This window comes from Streptomyces sp. NPDC001822, from assembly GCF_042892135.1.
In the GTDB taxonomy this organism is placed as follows: domain Bacteria; phylum Actinomycetota; class Actinomycetes; order Streptomycetales; family Streptomycetaceae; genus Streptomyces.
In genome coordinates this window covers 343,406-360,333 of record NZ_JBIATW010000008.1, presented here as the reverse complement: position 1 = coordinate 360,333, position 16,928 = coordinate 343,406, and the positions used below count along the sequence as shown (strand labels likewise).

Here is a 16,928-nt window from a genome sequence, read left to right as displayed (position 1 = left end):
CTTCACAGGTGGCGGCGTCGGGCGGCGATCTGCCGGTCGTACTCTTTCCTGGCCTCGACCGCCGACGGGCGGGTCGCGGTTTCGGCTACGGGAACATCCCACCACGCCTGTGCCGGAGGAGGCCCCGACACTGTGTCTGCCGTTTCGGTCTCGACGTAGACACAAGTGGGGCGGTCCGCGCCGCGCGCCTCGGCGAGGGCCCGGCGCAGCTCGCCGACCGTCCCCGCCTTCAGTACGTGCATGCCGAGTGACGCCGCGTTGGCCGCGAGGTCCACGGGCAGCGGGGCGCCGGTGAACGCGCCGCCGTCGGCCCGGTGGCGGTAGGCGGTGCCGAAGCGTTCCGCGCCGACGGAATCGGAGAGGCCGCCGATGGAGGCGTACCCGTGGTTCTGCAGGATGACGAGCTTGACGGGGAGCCCTTCCTGCACGGCGGTGACGATCTCGGTGGGGTTCATCAGATAGGTGCCGTCGCCGACGAGGGCCCAGACGGGGCGGCCGGGGGCGGCGAGCTGCACCCCGAGGGCCGCCGGGATCTCGTAGCCCATGCAGGAGTAACCGTATTCGAGGTGGTACTGACGCGGGGAACGGGTCCGCCACAGTTTGTGGAGGTCGCCCGGCAGCGAGCCGGCGGCGTTGACGAGGATGTCGTCCTCCGTGACCAGCTCGTCGAGCAGTCCGAGGACCTGGGCCTGGGTGGGGCGGGCGTCCTGGTCGTCGGCGGCGTACGCGGCGTCCACGCGCCGCTCCCAGCGTTCCTTGGCGTCGGTGTAACCGGTCTCGTACGCGGGGTCGACGTGGTAGCCCCGCGCGCCGAGTGCTTCGCCGAGCGCTTCGAGGGAGGTCCGGGCGTCCGCGACGAGCGGGAGGGCGGAGAGCTTGTGGGCGTCGAAGCCGGTGATGTTGAGGTTGAGGAAGCGGACGGCCGGGTCGGCGAACAGGGTGCCGGAGGCCGTGGTGAAGTCCGTGTAGCGGGTGCCGACACCGATGACCAGGTCGGCCTCCCGGGCGAGCGTGTCGGCCGTGGCGGTGCCGGTGTGACCGATGCCGCCCACGTCGGCGGGATGGTCGTGGCGCAGGGACCCCTTGCCGGCCTGGGTGGAGGCGACGGGGATGCGGGTGGAGGCCGCGAAGGCGGCGAGGGTCTCCTCGGCGGCGCTGTGGTGGACCCCGCCGCCCGCGACGATCAGGGGACGACGTGCGGCGCGTACCGCCCTGACCGCCTGTTCGAGCTCGTACGGGTCGGGGGCGGGCCTGCGGACGTGCCAGACGCGCGGCGCGAGGAAGTCCGCGGGCCAGTCGTACGCCTCGGCCTGCACGTCCTGCGGCAGCGCGAGGGTGACCGCTCCCGTCGCAGCCGGGTCGGTGAGCGTGCGCATGGCCTGGAGGGCGGCGGGGATCAGCGCCTCCGGACGGGTGATCCGGTCGAAGTAGCGGGAGACGGGGCGCAGGCAGTCGTTGACCGACACGTCACCGCTGTGCGGCACTTCGAGCTGCTGGAGCACGGGGTCCGCGGGCCGGGCCGCGAAGGTGTCCCCGGGGAGGAGCAGCACGGGCAGGTGGTTGACGGTCGCCAGGGCGGCGCCGGTGACGAGGTTCGTGGCGCCGGGCCCGATGGACGTGGTGACGGCGTGGGCGGAGAGCCGGCCGGACTGCCGGGCGTAGCCGACGGCGGCGTGCACCATGGCCTGTTCGCTGCGGCCCTGGAGGAAGGGCATGGCGGGGCCGCACTCGACGAGGGCCTGTCCGATTCCCGCGACGTTGCCGTGTCCGAAGATGCCCCAGGTGGCGTCGACCAGACGGTGCCGTCGGCCGTCCCTTTCGGTGAACTGCCGGGCGAGGAAGGTGATCAGGGCCTGCGCGGTGGTGAGCCTGCGGGTGGGCGCGGCCGGGTCGGACGTGCGGTGCGGGGTGGTCACCGGGTGGCCTCCGTGCCGTGGAACGGCAGTCGTGGGTCGACGGGCTGCCCGGGCCAGGTGTCCCGGATCCAGCGGTGGTCGGGGTGGTCGCGGATGAGCCACTCGCGCTGCTCGCCCGGGCCGGCCATGACGTTGAGGTAGTACAGGGTGCGGCCCGGCGGGGCGATGGACGGGCCGTGCCAGCCGTCGGGGATGAGGACGGCGTCGCCCGTGGAGATCTCGGCGAGTACGTCCGTGCCTCCCGCCCGGGAGGGCGAGACCCGGTGGTATCCGAGGCCGTCGCCCTCGACCTCGAAGTAGTAGATCTCCTCCAGTTCGGCCTCGGTGCCGGGCAGGTGCTCGTCGTGCTTGTGCGGGGGGTAGGAGGACCAGTTGCCGCCGGGGGTCAGCACCTCCACGGCGATGAGGCGGTCGCAGTCGAAGGTGTCGGCCGCGGCGAAGTTGTTGACCTGACGCGAACAGGCGCCCGCACCGCGCAGCTCGACCGGTACCTCCGGCGCGGGACCGTAGCGAGCGGGGAGTCGTCGCTCGCACTTCGCTCCTGCCAGGGCGAAGCGGCCTCCTGCGCCGGAGGCGATCTGGACGCGTGCGTCGCGTGGGACATAGGCGAAGTCGCTCACTGAGCTGAACACGTCTTTCCTGCCCAGCAGTTCAAAGATCTCACCTGTCGCCTGCACCGTACAGCCACCGGACAACGGCAGAACGATCCATTCGCTCTCCCCGGTTACCAGGGTGTGAACACCACCCGGCTCGAGTTCCAGCACACGCAGACTCGACCGGTCCCACCCGGCCCGCTCGGGGTCGATGTCGAGGGCATACGGACCACGCGCGGCGTGACCGGACCGGAGGTGGTGCCTCTGCTGCTCGTCGGGCGTCGTCATGACTCCATCCCTACCCGTCGTCAGGCCGCGTTCACAGAAGTCCGACGGCCGTGTCGACCGCACCCGCCACGTCACCGTCGGCGGGATAGAGCAGCGACCGCCCGACGACCAGCCCCTGGACGGTCGGCAGCCGCAGCGCGCCCCGCCATCGTTCGTACGCGGCGTCCGCATCCTCCGTGACCTCGCCGCCGAGCAGGACGGCGGGCAGGGTCGAGGCGCGCATCACCCGCTCCATGTCGCGGGGGTCCTCGGTGACGGGGACCTTGAGCCAGGTGTACGCGGATGTGCCGCCGAGCCCCGAGGCGATGGCGATCGACGTCGCGACGGCCGCGGCACCCAGGCCGGTGCGGATACCGCCGGGGGTACGGCGGCAGAGGAACGGCTCGATGAAGACGGGGAGTCGGCGGGCGGCCATGGCGTTCACCGTGCGGGCGGCGGTGTCCAGGGTCTCCAGGGAGCCGGGGTCGTCGTGGTCGATCCGCAGGAGCAGCTTGCCCGCGTCGAACCTCCGCCGGGCGAGGTCGACGGGGCGGTGGCCGGTGAAGCGGTCGTCGAGTTCGAAGGCGGCGCCGGCGAGTCCGCCGCGGTTCATGGAGCCGATGACGACCCTGTCCTCCAGGGCCCCGAGGAGCAGCAGGTCCTCCAGGACGTCGGCGCCCGCCAGCACCCCGTCGACCCCTGGGCGGGAGAGCGCGAGGCAGAGCCGTTCGAGCAGGTCGAAGCGGTCGGCCATGGCGAGTTCGTCGTCGCCCACGGCGAGGGCGCCGCGTGCGGGGTGGTCCGCGGCGATGATCATCAGGCGTCCGGCGGGGCCGAGGAGCGGGCGCGTGCGGCGGGCGGCGGCGGCTTCCGTGACGGCTTCGGGGTGGCGTGCGCGCAGCCGGACGAGATCCGCGGGGCCGGAGGCCGCGGGCGACGGCGGGGGCGGGGGCGGGGGCGGTGGGGACGCCGAGCCCGGGGTGGAGGGTGTCGAGGGGGTCGCAGGGGGCGGTGGGGGCGGTGGGGGCGGTGGGGGCGGTGGGGGTGGCGGGGTCACTGTGCGTCTCCTGGGGGTACCGCGACTTCCGTGGTGCGCGGGTCCGCGGTGGTCCGCGGGGGCGTGGCGGCTCGCGCCGGTCCCGTCCGCGTCGCGTCCTGTGCGCCTACGGCACCGGCGGACAGCGCCTCCTCGACCTCACGCGGGAACGGCATCGCCGACGAGCAGGCGAGGCGGGCGGCGACGATGGCCCCCGCGGCGTTGGCGTACCGCATCACGCGTTCCGTGTCCCAGCCGGAGAGCAGCCCGTGGCAGAGCGCGCCGCCGAACGCGTCCCCGGCACCCAGCCCGTTCACGACGTCGACCGGGAGGGGCGGGATCTCGGCGGTCGTGCCGTCGCGGTGGACGGCGAGAACGCCGTCCGGCCCCTGTTTGACCACGGCCAGTTCCGGACCGGCGGCGAGCAGGGCACGGGCGGCGGCGTGCGGTTCGCGTTCGCCGGTGGCGATCTCGCACTCGTCGACGTTTCCGACGGCGACCGTGGCGTGGGCGAGCGCCTCCCGGTAGCGGGCGGGTGCGGCGGAGCCGTGTTCCGACGGGTCCCAGAACATGGGGCGCCAGTCGAGGTCGAAGACCGTGGTGCGGGCACGGCCGGACGGGCCGTCCGACGCGGCCGCCTCGCTGCGGGCCCGCAGGGCGGTGAGGGTGGCGGTCCGGCTCGGCTCGGCGCAGAGACCGGTGCCCGTCATCCAGAACACGCGAGCGTCCCGCACGGCGTCCAGGTCGAGTTCGTGGCCGCCGATCTCCAGATCGGGCGCCTTCGGCTGCCGGTAGAAGTAGAGCGGGAAGCGGTCCGGCGGAAAGATCTCGCAGAAGGTGACCGGGGTGGGGTACTCCGCCACCGCGCTCACCCACCGGTCATCCACCCCGAACTCCCGGAGCGCCTGGTGCAGATAGTCGCCGAAGGCGTCCTGGCCCGTCCTCGTGATCACGGCCGCCCTGCGTCCCAGCCGGGCCGCGGCCACCGCCACGTTGGCCGGTGAGCCGCCGAGGAACTTCCCGAAGGTCTCGACGTCGGCCAGCGGTACACCGGTCTGCAGCGGGTAGATGTCCACCCCGATCCGCCCCATGGTGATCACGTCGTACGGCTCAGGCATACGCATCCCTTCGACCCCGGTACTCCGGCCCGGCACTCGTCCGGGGAGGGCCCGGCACACCTCCTGGGAACCGACTGCCGCCGGGCGACGGACTCCCAGGTCTAGCCCCGACCCGACGCCCTGTCAACACTTTGTCCGGACATAAGGACGAAGCCTTGACCGAAGCCTTGACACTCCCCTCCGAGGCCTGGAGGGTGGGCGATATGACCTCCTCCGTACCCTCTCCGACCCGCATCCGCATCGGCTCGGCACCCGATTCGTGGGGGGTGTGGTTCCCCGACGATCCGCTGCAGGTGCCCTGGGAGCGTTTCCTCGACGAGGTGTCCGAGGCGGGTTACGAGTGGATCGAACTCGGCCCGTACGGCTACCTCCCGACCGATCCCGCCCGCCTCGCGGACGAGACGGCCAGGCGCGGCCTCTCCGTCTCCGCGGGCACCGTCTTCACCGGATTGCACCACGGCCCCGCGGTCTGGGAACGGACCTGGGAGCATGTCGCGGGTATCGCCGCACTCACCCGGGCGATGGGGGCCGGGCATCTGGTCGTCATCCCCTCCTTCTGGCGCGACGACAAGACGGGGGAGGTCCTGGAGGACCGCACGCTCACCGCCGGGCAGTGGCGCGACCTCACCGCGCAGACCGAACGCCTCGCCCGCGAGGTGCGGGACCGGTACGGGCTGCGGGTCGTGGTGCATCCGCACGCCGACACGCATGTCGACACCGAGGAGAACGTCGGCCGCTTCCTCGACGCCACCGACCCCGATCTGGTCTCCCTCTGCCTGGACACCGGTCACTACGCCTACTGCGGCGGCGACAGCGTGAAGCTGATCGAGACGTACGGCGAGCGGATCGGGTATCTGCACCTCAAGCAGGTCGATCCGGTGGTGCTCGCCGACGTCGTCGCGAACGAGGTTCCCTTCGGGCCGGCCGTCGCCCGCGGGGTGATGTGCGAACCCCCCGGCGGGGTACCCGCGCTGGAGCCGGTCCTGGACGCGGCACGCGCGCTGGGCACCGACCTGTTCGCCATCGTCGAGCAGGACATGTATCCCTGCCCGCCCGACAAACCGCTCCCCATCGCCCGCCGGACCCGGGAGTTCCTCAGGATCTGCGGACCCGCACGGCCTTCCTCCTGAGCCGCTGATCTCCCCCTGAGCCCGTCCTTCCTCCTGAGCCCGCCCTTCCTCCTGAGCGGCCCGGCCCCCGAGTTCCTCTCGGACCTGCACCCCTCGGTCCTCGGTCCGCTCTCGCCCCAGCAGTCACTCCTCTGTCACGTATGTCCGCGTTCTGCTGGTCCTGTGTCACGGGCCGACGACGCCCCCTGCCCGGTATGCGGCCCTCTCGTTCACGGAACAGAGGCACGCCGAGGTACTGAGAGGTGTCATTCATGACGGACAGAACGCTCTGGTCGTACAAGGACATTGCGGCACACATCCAGGTCCAGCCGGACACGATCCGCTCGTACCGCAAGCACGGCCTTCTCCCGCCCCCCGACGACGTCCGGAACGGGAAGCCCCACTGGTACGTGGACACGGTCCTCGCGTGGATCGCGTCCCGCCCCGGCAACCGGGGCCGTTGACACCGCGACTGGATTGAAGGCACCACCGGCCGGAGCGCCGCTTCCGGTGGCCCGTGTGCGCCTCCCCGCCGGAAGCACACCCACCGGCGCTCCCCCGTCGGGGCTCCCCGTCCCGCCCCGTCCGTCCGCTGCCCCGCCCGTCCGCCGCTCCCGGTCATCCGCTCGACGGCGGACTCGGCCAGGACGGTTCGATGATCGTCACTCCCGCCCCGGGTGTAGTGCCCATGGCCGCGAGCGCCGCCGGGGCCGCGTCCAGGGCGATGGTGGACGTCACCAGGCGATCCGGCCGCAGGACTCCGGCCCTCACCATGTCCATCATCGGCGGATAGTCGTGTGCCGCCATGCCGTGGCTGCCGAGGATCTCCAGCTCCAGTCCGATCACCCGCGCCATCGGCACGACGGGGTCACCGGCCGCCGTCGGCAGCAGCCCGACCTGGACGTGCCGCCCCTGCCGGCGCAGGCTCCGCACCGAGGCGGCGCAGGTGACGGGCGAGCCCAGCGCGTCCAGCGACAGGTGCGCACCGCCGCCGGTCAGCTCGCGCACGGCCTCGTCCGCCCCGGACGGGTACGCCGAAGCGTCCACGCACTCCGCCGCTCCGAACGCCCGCGCCAACTCCAGTGCCTGCGGCGAGACGTCGACCGCCACCACCCGCGCTCCGCACGCGACCGCGACCATCACCGCCGACAGCCCGACCCCACCGCAGCCGTGCACGGCGACCCACTCCCCGGGGGCCGCCCTCCCCTGTCGGACCACCGCCCGAAACGCCGTGGCGAACCGGCATCCGAGCCCTGCCGCGGTGGCGAAGGACAACTCCTCGGGCACGCCGACCAGATTCACGTCCGCCTGCTCCAGCGCCACGTACTCGGCGAAGGATCCCCAGTGGGTGAAGCCGGGCTGGGTCTGCCGCTCACAGACCTGCTGTGCGCCCGCCGCGCACGCGGCGCACCGGCCGCACGCGCAGACGAAGGGCACGGTGACCCGGTCTCCCGGAAGCCAGTTGTGGACACCGGCGCCCACCGCCTCGACCGTTCCCGCGAGTTCGTGTCCGGGCACGTGCGGCAGGACGATTCCGGGGTCGTGCCCCATCCAGCCGTGCCAGTCACTCCTGCACAGCCCCGTGGCGCCGACGCGCACCACGACACCCCCGTCCGGGACTGCCGGGTCGGGGAGGTCCCGCACACGGGCCTCCTGTCCGAACTCCTCGAAGACCACTGCCCGCATCCGCCCCGCCTCCCGTGGTCCGGCTCGCGCCGTCCGGATCGCCGATCCGGGGAATCTACGCCCCGGCAGTGATCCTGTCGCGCTCCCGCTCCGCCTCTCCGGCGGTCCGCCCGGCCCCCCGGTCACCGCCCGGCACCGGCTCACCCTCGCTGAGTCCGAACCTCTGGTGGAAGGCACGCAGCGGTCCGGGGGCCCACCGGGTCGCCCGCGTCTCCGAGATGTCCTTCGTGCTCTTCAAGGCCGGCCTCGACCTGGTCATGCCGCACGACGGGCCCGAGCGGACGGCGTACACCGAGGAGCTGAAAGCGGTGATCTACCGCTATCTCGAACCCCTGGCCTGCGACACGCCCGGTGGAGTGACCAGCCGAGGCCAGTAATACCCCCTAGGGGTATACTTGGCCGTGCAGGTGGGCGCACCGCGCTCCCCGGCGCCCCCTCGCGCCTCACCTGCTGCGTCCAGTGTGCCTGCGAAGAGGAGAACGTCATGACCGCCGAGACCGAGACCCCCAGGGCCGCCGGCTCCTGCTGCTCGTCCACCGGTTCCTGCCAGGACGGTACGACCGACGTCCAGGTGGGCGGCGTCACCACCGTCTACGAGGTGAAGGGCATGACCTGCGGCCACTGCGAAGGGGCCGTGTCCGAGGAGATCTCCGGGATCGAGGGCGTCACCTCCGTGAAGGCGGAGGCCGGCAGCGGCCTGGTCACGGTCGCCTCCGCCGCCCCGCTCACCGAGGAAGCGGTACGCGCCGCCGTCGACGAGGCGGGCTACGAACTCGTCGGCCGCGCCTGACCGCACCGCGGCGGCCGCGACGGTCCCGTACAACACGCATCACACCCCCGCGCCACCGGCACCGGCAAGGGACGACCGCCGTCCCGGACGGAACGGACGGCCACTGCCGCCCCGCACCCCGGAACCGCGCTCCGCGCTCCCGTGCCGGTGGCGCCCCGTTCACACACGCACCTCCGTCGGACCGTTCCCCCACCCGGGAAGCAGATACTGGTGGGGAACGGCACGACTGCTCGACCCAGGAGTCCGCACATGGCCGGCACCACGGCATCCGAGGCCCCCGCGGAGGAGACCTCCGAGACCGAGTTCACGATCGGCGGGATGACCTGCGCCTCGTGCGCGGCCCGCGTCGAGAAGAAACTCAACCGGATGGACGGGGTCAGCGCCACCGTCAACTACGCGACCGAGAAGGCCCGCGTCTCCTTCGGCGCCGGGACCGCGCTCGAAGACCTCGTCGCCACCGTCGAGAAGACGGGCTACACGGCCCGGCCGGTGGTCCGCCCGGCCCCGGCGCCCCCTCCCCAGCCGGCCGGGCAGGGCGCCGCACGCGATGCCGCCCCGGCGCACCGGGAGGACGAGGGCGGCGCTTCCCCGGGCACGGCGGCCGCTCCGGACGCGCTCCCTCCCGAGGACACCGCCGACGCCGCGGCCGACGGGAGTCTCGCCGCGCTCCGGCAGCGTCTCCTCGTGTCGGCGGTGCTCGCCGTGCCGGTCGTCCTCATGGCCATGATCCCCGCACTGCAGTTCGACAACTGGCAGTGGCTCTCCCTCACCCTCGCCTCCCCCGTGGTCGTCTGGGGTGGGCTGCCCTTCCACCGCGCCGCGTGGGCCAATCTGCGGCACGGTGCGGCGACGATGGACACGCTCGTGTCGATCGGCACGCTCGCCGCCTTCGGCTGGTCCCTGTGGGCCCTGTTCCTCGGCGACGCCGGCATGCCGGGCATGCGGCACACCTTCGACCTCACCATCTCCCGGTCCGACCCGTCGGCCACCATCTACCTGGAGGTGGCTGCCGGAGTCACCGGTTTCCTCCTGCTGGGGCGCTACCTGGAGGCACGGTCGAAGCGGAAGGCGGGTGCCGCTCTGCGCGCGCTGCTGCACCTGGGCGCCAAGGACGTGGCGGTCCTCCGCCCCCGTGCGGACGGCCGCTCCGGCATCCCGGCGGAGACGGCACCCCTGCACGGGGCTTCCGCCCGGGAGCTCACGGAGGTACGGGTCCCCGTCGGCGCCCTCCACGTGGGCGACCGCTTCGTCGTACGGCCCGGGGAGACGATCGCCACCGACGGCACCGTCGTCGAGGGGCGCTCCGCGATCGACACCTCCATGCTCACCGGGGAGTCGGTCCCCGTGGACGCCGCCCCGGGCGACTCCGTGACGGGCGGCACGCTCAACGCCTCCGGGCGGCTGGTCGTCGAGGCGACCCGGATCGGCTCCGACACGCAGCTCGCCCGCATGGCCCGGCTCGTCGAGGACGCCCAGAACGGCAAGGCCGCCGCCCAGCGTCTGGCGGACCGCATCTCGGCCGTCTTCGTCCCCGTGGTGCTGCTCATCGCCCTGGCGACCCTGGTCGCCCAGCTCCTCGTCACCGACGACGTCACGGCCTCGTTCACCGCGGCGGTCGCCGTCCTGATCGTGGCGTGCCCCTGCGCCCTGGGACTCGCCACTCCCACCGCCCTCATGGCGGGCACAGGACGCGGCGCACAGCTCGGCATCCTCATCAAGAGGCCCGAGGTGCTGGAGACCGCCCGCAGGGTCGACACGATCGTGCTCGACAAGACCGGCACGGTCACCACCGGCCGTATGGCCCTGGGACGCGTTCACACCGAGCCCGGTACGACCGAGGCCGAAGTGCTCCGGCTCGCGGGCGCCCTGGAGCACGCGTCCGAGCACCCCGTGGCCCGCGCCGTCGCCGCCGGAGCGGCCGCGCGGACCGGCGGAACACTGCCCGCTCCGGTGGACTTCAGCAGCGTTCCCGGCCTCGGCGTCCGGGGCGTCGTCGAGGGCCGTCACGTGCTGGCCGGCCGGCCGAGGCTCCTCGCCGACGCCGGGATCGCGCTGCCGCCGTCCCTGGCCGCTGCGCAGGCGGACGCGGCGGGGCGGGGCAGCACGACCGTCGTCGTGGCCTGGGACGGGCGGGCGCGAGGGGTGCTGGAGGTCGCCGACACAGTGAAGGAGGGCAGCGCCGAGGCCGTCGCGGAGCTGCGCGCGCTGGGGCTGAGGCCGATCCTGCTGACGGGCGACAACCGGGCCGCCGCGGAGGCCGTGGCCCGCGCGGTCGGCATCGACGAGGTCCACGCGGAGGTCCTGCCCGAGGACAAGGCCGAGGTCGTACGCGGTCTCCAGGCGGAGGGCCGGTCCGTCGCCATGGTGGGTGACGGGGTGAACGACGCCGTCGCCCTCGCGGTCGCCGACCTGGGCCTTTCGATGGGTACGGGGACCGACGCGGCGATCGAGGCGGGCGACCTCACACTGATTCGTGGAGATCTCAAGGTGACCACTGCCGCCATCCGGCTGTCACGGCGTACTCTGTCGACTATCAGAAGCAACCTCTTCTGGGCCTTCGGCTACAACGTGGCCGCACTGCCTTTGGCTGCGTTCGGGCTGCTCAGCCCCATGATCGCGGGTGCGGCGATGGCGTTTTCGTCGGTGTTCGTCGTGACGAACAGTCTGAGGTTGCGCTCCTTCACATAATTTCTACAAAGAGACTTAGATCACACCGATTCGAGGGTAACCATCTGATGGGTTGGTGAGTCTAAGAGTGCGATGTCATGGATGTCTTGGGGGACGTCCGTTGGAGTGTCTTGGGGGACGCTCCTGGCGATCGCCGGCCGGGGCACGTGCACCGGGGAGCTTTGAGCGGCCCTCCCGTACGTACCCCGGCAGCCGCCCGGCAGGGCAGAACTGAATACGCGCCACCGGCATCACGAGGAGTTCAGGCTCCCTTCAGACGCCCGGCCGGATCCCGTGGGGGGAATCCGCTCCGGGATATGGAAAACGCCCCGTCCGTCGACCCGTGGGGGGATCGGCAGGCGGGGCGTTTTTCCGTGTGCGGGCGGCTCGGCGGGTGGGGCGTTCCCCCGCCTGCCCGCCATGCGGGCGTACGTCGCGCCGCAGCTCGCGGACCGCGGGCGCGCTCTCCACGGCCCTCGGAACACGGCACTGCGCCCTCTCCGGCGCCCGCGGCTCGGCCCTGAACGCCGAATCGCCCCGACACCGCGCCCCGAACAGTCGGGCGCGGCACACGGGGCGAAGGATGCCGGCCGGATCGGCCGGGTACGGCGGTGGTTCAGGCCACCGGGATTCAGCGGCCCTCGACCGGGACGAAGTCGCGCAGGACCTCGCCGGTGTAGATCTGGCGCGGGCGGCCGATGCGGGATCCCGGCTCCTTGATCATCTCGTGCCACTGGGCGATCCAGCCGGGAAGGCGGCCGAGCGCGAAGAGCACGGTGAACATCTCGGTCGGGAAGCCCATGGCGCGGTAGATCAGGCCCGTGTAGAAGTCCACGTTGGGGTAGAGGTTGCGCGAGACGAAGTACTCGTCCGAGAGCGCGTGCTCCTCCAGCTTGAGCGCGATGTCGAGCAGCTCGTCGGACTTGCCGAGCGAGGACAGCACGTCGTGCGCGGCAGCCTTGATGATCTTGGCGCGCGGGTCGAAGGACTTGTACACCCGGTGGCCGAAGCCCATCAGGCGGACGCCGTCCTCCTTGTTCTTGACCTTCTGGATGAAGGAGTCGACGTCGCCGCCGTTGGCCTGGATGCCCTCGAGCATCTCCAGCACCGACTGGTTGGCACCGCCGTGCAGCGGGCCCCACAGCGCGGAGATGCCGGCGGAGATCGAGGCGAACATGTTCGCCTGCGAGGAGCCGACCAGGCGCACGGTGGAGGTCGAACAGTTCTGCTCGTGGTCCGCGTGCAGGATGAGCAGCTTCTCGAGCGCCGAGACGACGACCGGGTCCGGCACGTACTCCTGGGCCGGGACGGAGAACGTCATGCGCAGGAAGTTCTCGACGTAGCCGAGGTCGTTGCGCGGGTAGACAAACGGGTGACCGATCGACTTCTTGTACGCGTACGCCGCGATCGTCGGGAGCTTGGCGAGCAGCCGGATCGTCGAGAGGTGGCGCTGCTCCTCGTCGAACGGGTTGTGGCTGTCCTGGTAGAAGGTGGACAGCGCGCTGACGACCGAGGACAGCATGGCCATCGGGTGGGCGTCGCGGGGGAAGCCGTCGAAGAAGCGCTTGACGTCCTCGTGCAGCAGCGTGTGCTGGGTGATCTCGTTCTTGAAGGCCGACAGCTCGTCGTCCTTGGGCAGGTCACCGTTGATCAGCGTGTAGGCGACCTCGAGGAACGTCGAGCTCTCCGCGAGCTGCTCGATCGGGTAGCCGCGGTACCGCAGGATGCCCTGCTCGCCGTCGAGGTAGGTGATGGCGGACTTATAGGCGGCCGTGTTGCCGTACCCGCTGTCCAGCGTGACCAGACCCGTGTTGGCCCGGAGCTTGCCGATGTCGAAGCCCTCGTCACCGACGGTGCTGTTGATCACCGGGTAGGTGTACTCGTCATCGCCGTACCGCAGTACTACAGCGTTCTTGGTGTGCTCGCTCACGTCATCCCTCACCGACGTAGTGCCTCTTCTTCGAGGTGCCCTGACTGTCTCCACCCTCCCCCATTTGGCTCAGGAGAGTGCACTCGGGGTCGTCCATTGGACCTACTGACGGCACTGAGTGCCGTCAACTTTCTCATCCTGCCCCCTGGAACCCGGTTCCGGAAGAGCTCAGTGATGTTTCCCACCGTTTTGATCGATCATTTTTCCGGGAAGTCTCCGGCCACACCGCTCCGGAGCCGGAAATCCAGTGCCGTACAGCGCCTGCCTGCGGAAACGGTGCGGACCGCCTGGCCGATGGCCTTCCGTGAACCGACCAGCACGACAAGCTTCTTGGCCCTGGTCACCGCGGTGTACAGGAGGTTCCGCTGCAGCATCATCCAGGCGCTGGTCGTGACGGGGACGACCACCGCCGGGTACTCGCTGCCCTGTGACCGGTGGATGGTCATCGCATAGGCGTGGGCCAGTTCGTCCAGTTCGTCGAAGTCGTAGGAGATCTCCTCGTCCTCGTCCGTCAGGACCGTCAGCTTCTGCTCGTCCGGGTCGAGGGCGGTGACGATGCCGACCGTCCCGTTGAACACGCCGTTCTCACCTTTGTCGTAGTTGTTCCTGATCTGCGTCACCTTGTCGCCTACCCGGAAGACCCGCCCTCCGAACCGCTTCTCGGGCAGCCCCGGGCGTCCGGGGGTGATGGCCTGCTGGAGCAGCCCGTTGAGATGGCCGGCGCCTGCCGGGCCGCGGTGCATCGGGGCGAGGACCTGCACGTCGCGGCGCGGGTTCAGGCCGAACTTCGCGGGGATGCGGCGGGCGGCGACGTCGACGGCGAGTACGCCGGCGTCCTCCGTCTCGTCCTCGACGAACAGGAAGAAGTCGTCCAGGCCCTGGGTCAGGGGCGGCACTCCGGAGTTGATCCGGTGGGCGTTGGTCACGACGCCCGACTTCTGGGCCTGCCGGAAGATGGTGGTCAGCCGGACCGCGGGGACGGGGCCGCCCTCGGCGAGCAGATCGCGCAGCACCTCCCCGGCGCCGACGGAGGGAAGCTGGTCCACGTCGCCGACCAGCAGGAGATGGGCACCGGGTGCCACGGCCTTGACGAGCTTGTTGGCCAGCAGCAGATCCAGCATCGACGCCTCGTCGACGACGACGAGATCGGCGTCGAGCGGTCTTTCCCGGTCGTATGCGGCGTCCCCGCCGGGCTTCAGCTCCAGGAGCCGGTGCACGGTGGAGGCCTCGGCGCCGGTCAGCTCGGACAGCCGCTTCGCGGCCCTCCCGGTGGGAGCGGCCAGCACCACCTTGGCGTTCCGGGCGCGGGCCAGCTCGACCACGGAGCGGACGGTGAACGACTTGCCGCAGCCGGGACCGCCGGTGAGCACGGCGACCTTCCTGCTGAGCGCGAGCCGGACGGCGGCCTCCTGCTCGGGGGCGAGCGTCGCACCCGTGCGCCGGGCGAGCCAGGCCAGCGCCTTGTCCCAGTCGACGTCCTGGAACGCCTGCATCCGGTCTTCGGGAGTACGCAGCAGGCGCTGCACCTGGGCCGCGAGGGAGATCTCCGCGCGGTGGAACGGCACCAGGTACACGGCGGTGACGGGCTGCCCGTCCTCGGGCCCCGGCACCCTCTCGCGCACGACTCCCTCCGGGTCCTCGGCGAGTTCGGCGAGGCAGTCGATGACGAGCCCGGTGTCCACCTGGAGGAGCTTCACCCCGTCCGCGATCAGCCGTTCCTCGGGCAGGAAGCAGTGCCCCTGGTCGGTGGACTGCGACAGCGCGTACTGGAGTCCCGCCTTGACCCGCTCCGGGCTGTCGTGCGGGATGCCGACGGCCTGCGCGATGCGGTCGGCGGTGAGGAAGCCGATGCCCCAGACGTCGGCGGCCAGCCGGTAGGGCTGGTTCTTCACGACGGAGATCGAGGCGTCCTCATACTTCTTGTAGATGCGCACCGCGATGGAGGTGGACACACCGACGGTCTGGAGGAAGACCATGACCTCCTTGATCGCCTTCTGCTCCTCCCACGCCGCGGCGATCATCTTCGTGCGTTTCGGGCCGAGGCCCGGCACCTCGACCAGGCGTTTCGGCTGCTGCTCGATGATGTCGAGGGTGTCCACGCCGAAGTGGGTGGTGATGCGGTCGGCCATGACCGGCCCGATGCCCTTGATCAGCCCCGACCCGAGGTAGCGGCGGATGCCCTGGATGGTGGCCGGGAGGACCGTCGTGTAGTTGTCGACCTGGAACTGCTTGCCGAACTGCGGGTGGGATCCCCAACGCCCCTCCATCCGCAGGGACTCACCGGGCTGGGCACCGAGCAGCGAACCGACGACGGTGAGCAGGTCACCGGCTCCGCGCCCGGTGTCGACGCGCGCGACGGTGTAGCCGTTCTCCTCGTTGGCGTAGGTGATCCGCTCCAGGACGCCCTCGAGCACGGCGGTGTTGGACATGCGACGACGCTACCGGCTGCCACCGACAGTCAGCACCCGCTCACCCCTGAGCCACGTCGCACCGCAGCCGTTCCCTCCGGCGGAGGGTCGTATGTCCCATACGGTGCAGAGGTGTTCGGGCTGCGGCACGATGAGGGCCCTGGCCTGGCGTGGACCGGAGGCGGCCGCGGGTTCGGCCTTCGCCTCGGGGGAACTGGCGGCCGTACGGCGTTCGGCGAGCGCCTCCGCGGGCCGGGCCCTCGACTGGGACACCCTCGCGGACGGCGGGGACGGCGCCGCGGACGACGGCTCGTCCGGACAGTCCCTGGCCGCCCTGGGCTGTCTGGCCGTCACGCTGGTGCTCGTCGCGATCTGGGTGAACGGTCTGGTCGATCTCTTCGACTGACCCGCCGGGCGCGGCTCCCGGCGGCGCCCCCGGTGCGGCCCGCCACCCCCGCAGAAAGGGGGCCGCGCACCGCCCGGGAACGCCCCGCGGCGGCCGGTGAGGGGCCCCTGCGGGGGAGATCGCCGCCACCGCGACCCGCGGCCCCGGCCGTGCGGGAAAGGGTGTTCAAGCCGCACCCAGGAGCCTCCCCAAACACCCTTTGAGCTGGGCTTATACCGTCTACCCGACTATGCTTGGACGGTCTGAAAGGGGGTTCCGAATGGACCGGAACATACGCTCGGTGGACGATGTCCTGAAGCTCATGGACAGCCTGTTCGCGCCGGAGGCCGATCGGTGGACGCACGCGGCGGGGGCGTGGTGGGACAGCTTCTACGAGGACAGGTCGAAGCCGGTTCCCTTCTTCGTGGCGAAGCCCGACGAGAACCTCGTCTCCTATCTCGACCGGGGCCTCGTCGCGCCGGGGCGCGCCCTCGATCTCGGCTGCGGCCCGGGGCGCAACGCGCTGTTCCTCGCCTCGCGGGGCTTCGACGTGGACGCGGTCGACCTGTCGCCCGGTGCCGTCTCCTGGGCCCGTGAACGAGCGGGCGAGGCGGGAGCGGACGTCCGCTTCCACTGCGGTGACGCCTTCGCCGAAGGGGCGCCGGCCGGGCCGTACGACCTGATCCACGACTCCGGCTGCTTCCACCACCTGCCACCCCACCGCCGCGTCAGCTATCTCGCGTTCCTGGAGCGCAGTCTCGCTCCGGGCGGGCACCTCGCCCTCGGCTGCTTCGCCTCCGGCGCAATGGGGTCCGAACTGCCCGACGCGGCCTTCTACGGCGAGGCGGGCCTGCTCGGAGGCCTCGCCTACACGCCGGAGGAACTGCGCTGGATCTTCGCCGACATGGAGGAGATCGAACTCCGGCGGATGCGGGACGAGCCGGCCGGCTCCCCCTCCTTCGGCAAGGACTTCCTCTGGACCGCGCTGTTCAGGAAGCCCGGCCGGGCATCCTGAACCGTCTC

General features: G+C 71.5%; 14 protein-coding genes. 7 read left to right on the top strand and 7 right to left on the bottom strand.

The genetic code is table 11. The annotated features are described in order from the left end of the window. Positions 1–2: 2 nt before the first annotated feature. The 4 genes from iolD to iolC all read right to left on the bottom strand — a co-directional run bounded on the left by iolD (position 3) and on the right by iolC (position 4,930). Complete coding sequence (gene iolD, locus ACFYY2_RS21060; protein WP_388745028.1) at positions 3–1,916, bottom strand: 3D-(3,5/4)-trihydroxycyclohexane-1,2-dione acylhydrolase (decyclizing); 1,914 nt, start codon at positions 1,914–1,916, stop codon at positions 3–5. Further along, the gene (iolB, locus tag ACFYY2_RS21055) at positions 1,913–2,797 is read right to left on the bottom strand and encodes a 5-deoxy-glucuronate isomerase (protein ID WP_388745026.1); all 885 of its coding nucleotides are present in this window, start codon (positions 2,795–2,797) and stop codon (positions 1,913–1,915) included. Before iolB ends, iolD begins: the two co-directional genes overlap by 4 nt. A gap of 31 nt (positions 2,798–2,828) precedes the next feature. Then, positions 2,829–3,677: a deoxyribose-phosphate aldolase gene (locus ACFYY2_RS21050; RefSeq protein WP_388745098.1), complete on the bottom strand. Its 849-nt coding sequence runs from the start codon at positions 3,675–3,677 to the stop codon at positions 2,829–2,831. A gap of 152 nt (positions 3,678–3,829) precedes the next feature. Continuing rightward, positions 3,830–4,930 carry a 5-dehydro-2-deoxygluconokinase gene (gene iolC, locus ACFYY2_RS21045; RefSeq protein WP_388745024.1) on the bottom strand — a complete coding sequence of 367 codons (1,101 nt, stop codon included), beginning with the start codon at positions 4,928–4,930 and terminating at the stop codon, positions 3,830–3,832. 203 nt (positions 4,931–5,133) lie between these two features. Here iolC and ACFYY2_RS21040 point away from each other — a divergent pair, with 203 nt between their 5' ends. Together ACFYY2_RS21040 and ACFYY2_RS21035 are read left to right on the top strand one after the other, a co-directional pair. Then, on the top strand, positions 5,134–6,060 hold the full coding sequence (locus tag ACFYY2_RS21040; protein WP_388745022.1) for a sugar phosphate isomerase/epimerase family protein: 927 nt from the start codon (positions 5,134–5,136) through the stop codon (positions 6,058–6,060). 251 nt (positions 6,061–6,311) lie between these two features. Continuing rightward, positions 6,312–6,503 carry a helix-turn-helix transcriptional regulator gene (locus tag ACFYY2_RS21035; RefSeq protein ID WP_388745020.1) on the top strand — a complete coding sequence of 64 codons (192 nt, stop codon included), beginning with the start codon at positions 6,312–6,314 and terminating at the stop codon, positions 6,501–6,503. 154 nt (positions 6,504–6,657) lie between these two features. Here ACFYY2_RS21035 and ACFYY2_RS21030 read toward each other — a convergent pair whose 3' ends face one another. Continuing rightward, on the bottom strand, positions 6,658–7,725 hold the full coding sequence (locus ACFYY2_RS21030; RefSeq protein WP_388745018.1) for a zinc-dependent alcohol dehydrogenase family protein: 1,068 nt from the start codon (positions 7,723–7,725) through the stop codon (positions 6,658–6,660). A gap of 68 nt (positions 7,726–7,793) precedes the next feature. Between ACFYY2_RS21030 and ACFYY2_RS21025 the strand changes: the two genes are divergently transcribed. From ACFYY2_RS21025 to ACFYY2_RS21015, 3 genes are all read left to right on the top strand, one after another. Next, entirely contained in the window at positions 7,794–8,102 is a 309-nt protein-coding gene (locus ACFYY2_RS21025) for a hypothetical protein (protein ID WP_388745016.1), read from the top strand. 107 nt (positions 8,103–8,209) lie between these two features. Further along, a complete protein-coding gene (locus ACFYY2_RS21020; protein WP_388745014.1) occupies positions 8,210–8,515 on the top strand; it encodes a heavy-metal-associated domain-containing protein in 306 nt (101 codons plus the stop codon). 249 nt (positions 8,516–8,764) lie between these two features. After that, the gene (locus tag ACFYY2_RS21015) at positions 8,765–11,203 is read left to right on the top strand and encodes a heavy metal translocating P-type ATPase (RefSeq protein WP_388745012.1); all 2,439 of its coding nucleotides are present in this window, start codon (positions 8,765–8,767) and stop codon (positions 11,201–11,203) included. A 610-nt stretch (positions 11,204–11,813) separates the two neighbouring features. On the opposite strand, the gene ACFYY2_RS21010 is transcribed toward ACFYY2_RS21015, so the two are convergent. Continuing rightward, positions 11,814–13,112 (bottom strand): citrate synthase, encoded by a 1,299-nt coding sequence (locus ACFYY2_RS21010; protein WP_388745010.1) that lies wholly within the window; start codon positions 13,110–13,112, stop codon positions 11,814–11,816. 197 nt (positions 13,113–13,309) lie between these two features. Next, positions 13,310–15,541 (bottom strand): ATP-dependent RecD-like DNA helicase, encoded by a 2,232-nt coding sequence (locus ACFYY2_RS21005; protein WP_388745007.1) that lies wholly within the window; start codon positions 15,539–15,541, stop codon positions 13,310–13,312. 91 nt (positions 15,542–15,632) lie between these two features. Between ACFYY2_RS21005 and ACFYY2_RS21000 the strand changes: the two genes are divergently transcribed. Continuing rightward, positions 15,633–15,926 carry a DUF6584 family protein gene (locus tag ACFYY2_RS21000; protein ID WP_388745005.1) on the top strand — a complete coding sequence of 98 codons (294 nt, stop codon included), beginning with the start codon at positions 15,633–15,635 and terminating at the stop codon, positions 15,924–15,926. A gap of 259 nt (positions 15,927–16,185) precedes the next feature. After that, positions 16,186–16,920 carry a class I SAM-dependent methyltransferase gene (locus ACFYY2_RS20995; protein WP_388745003.1) on the top strand — a complete coding sequence of 245 codons (735 nt, stop codon included), beginning with the start codon at positions 16,186–16,188 and terminating at the stop codon, positions 16,918–16,920. The last annotated feature ends 8 nt before the right edge of the window (positions 16,921–16,928 follow it).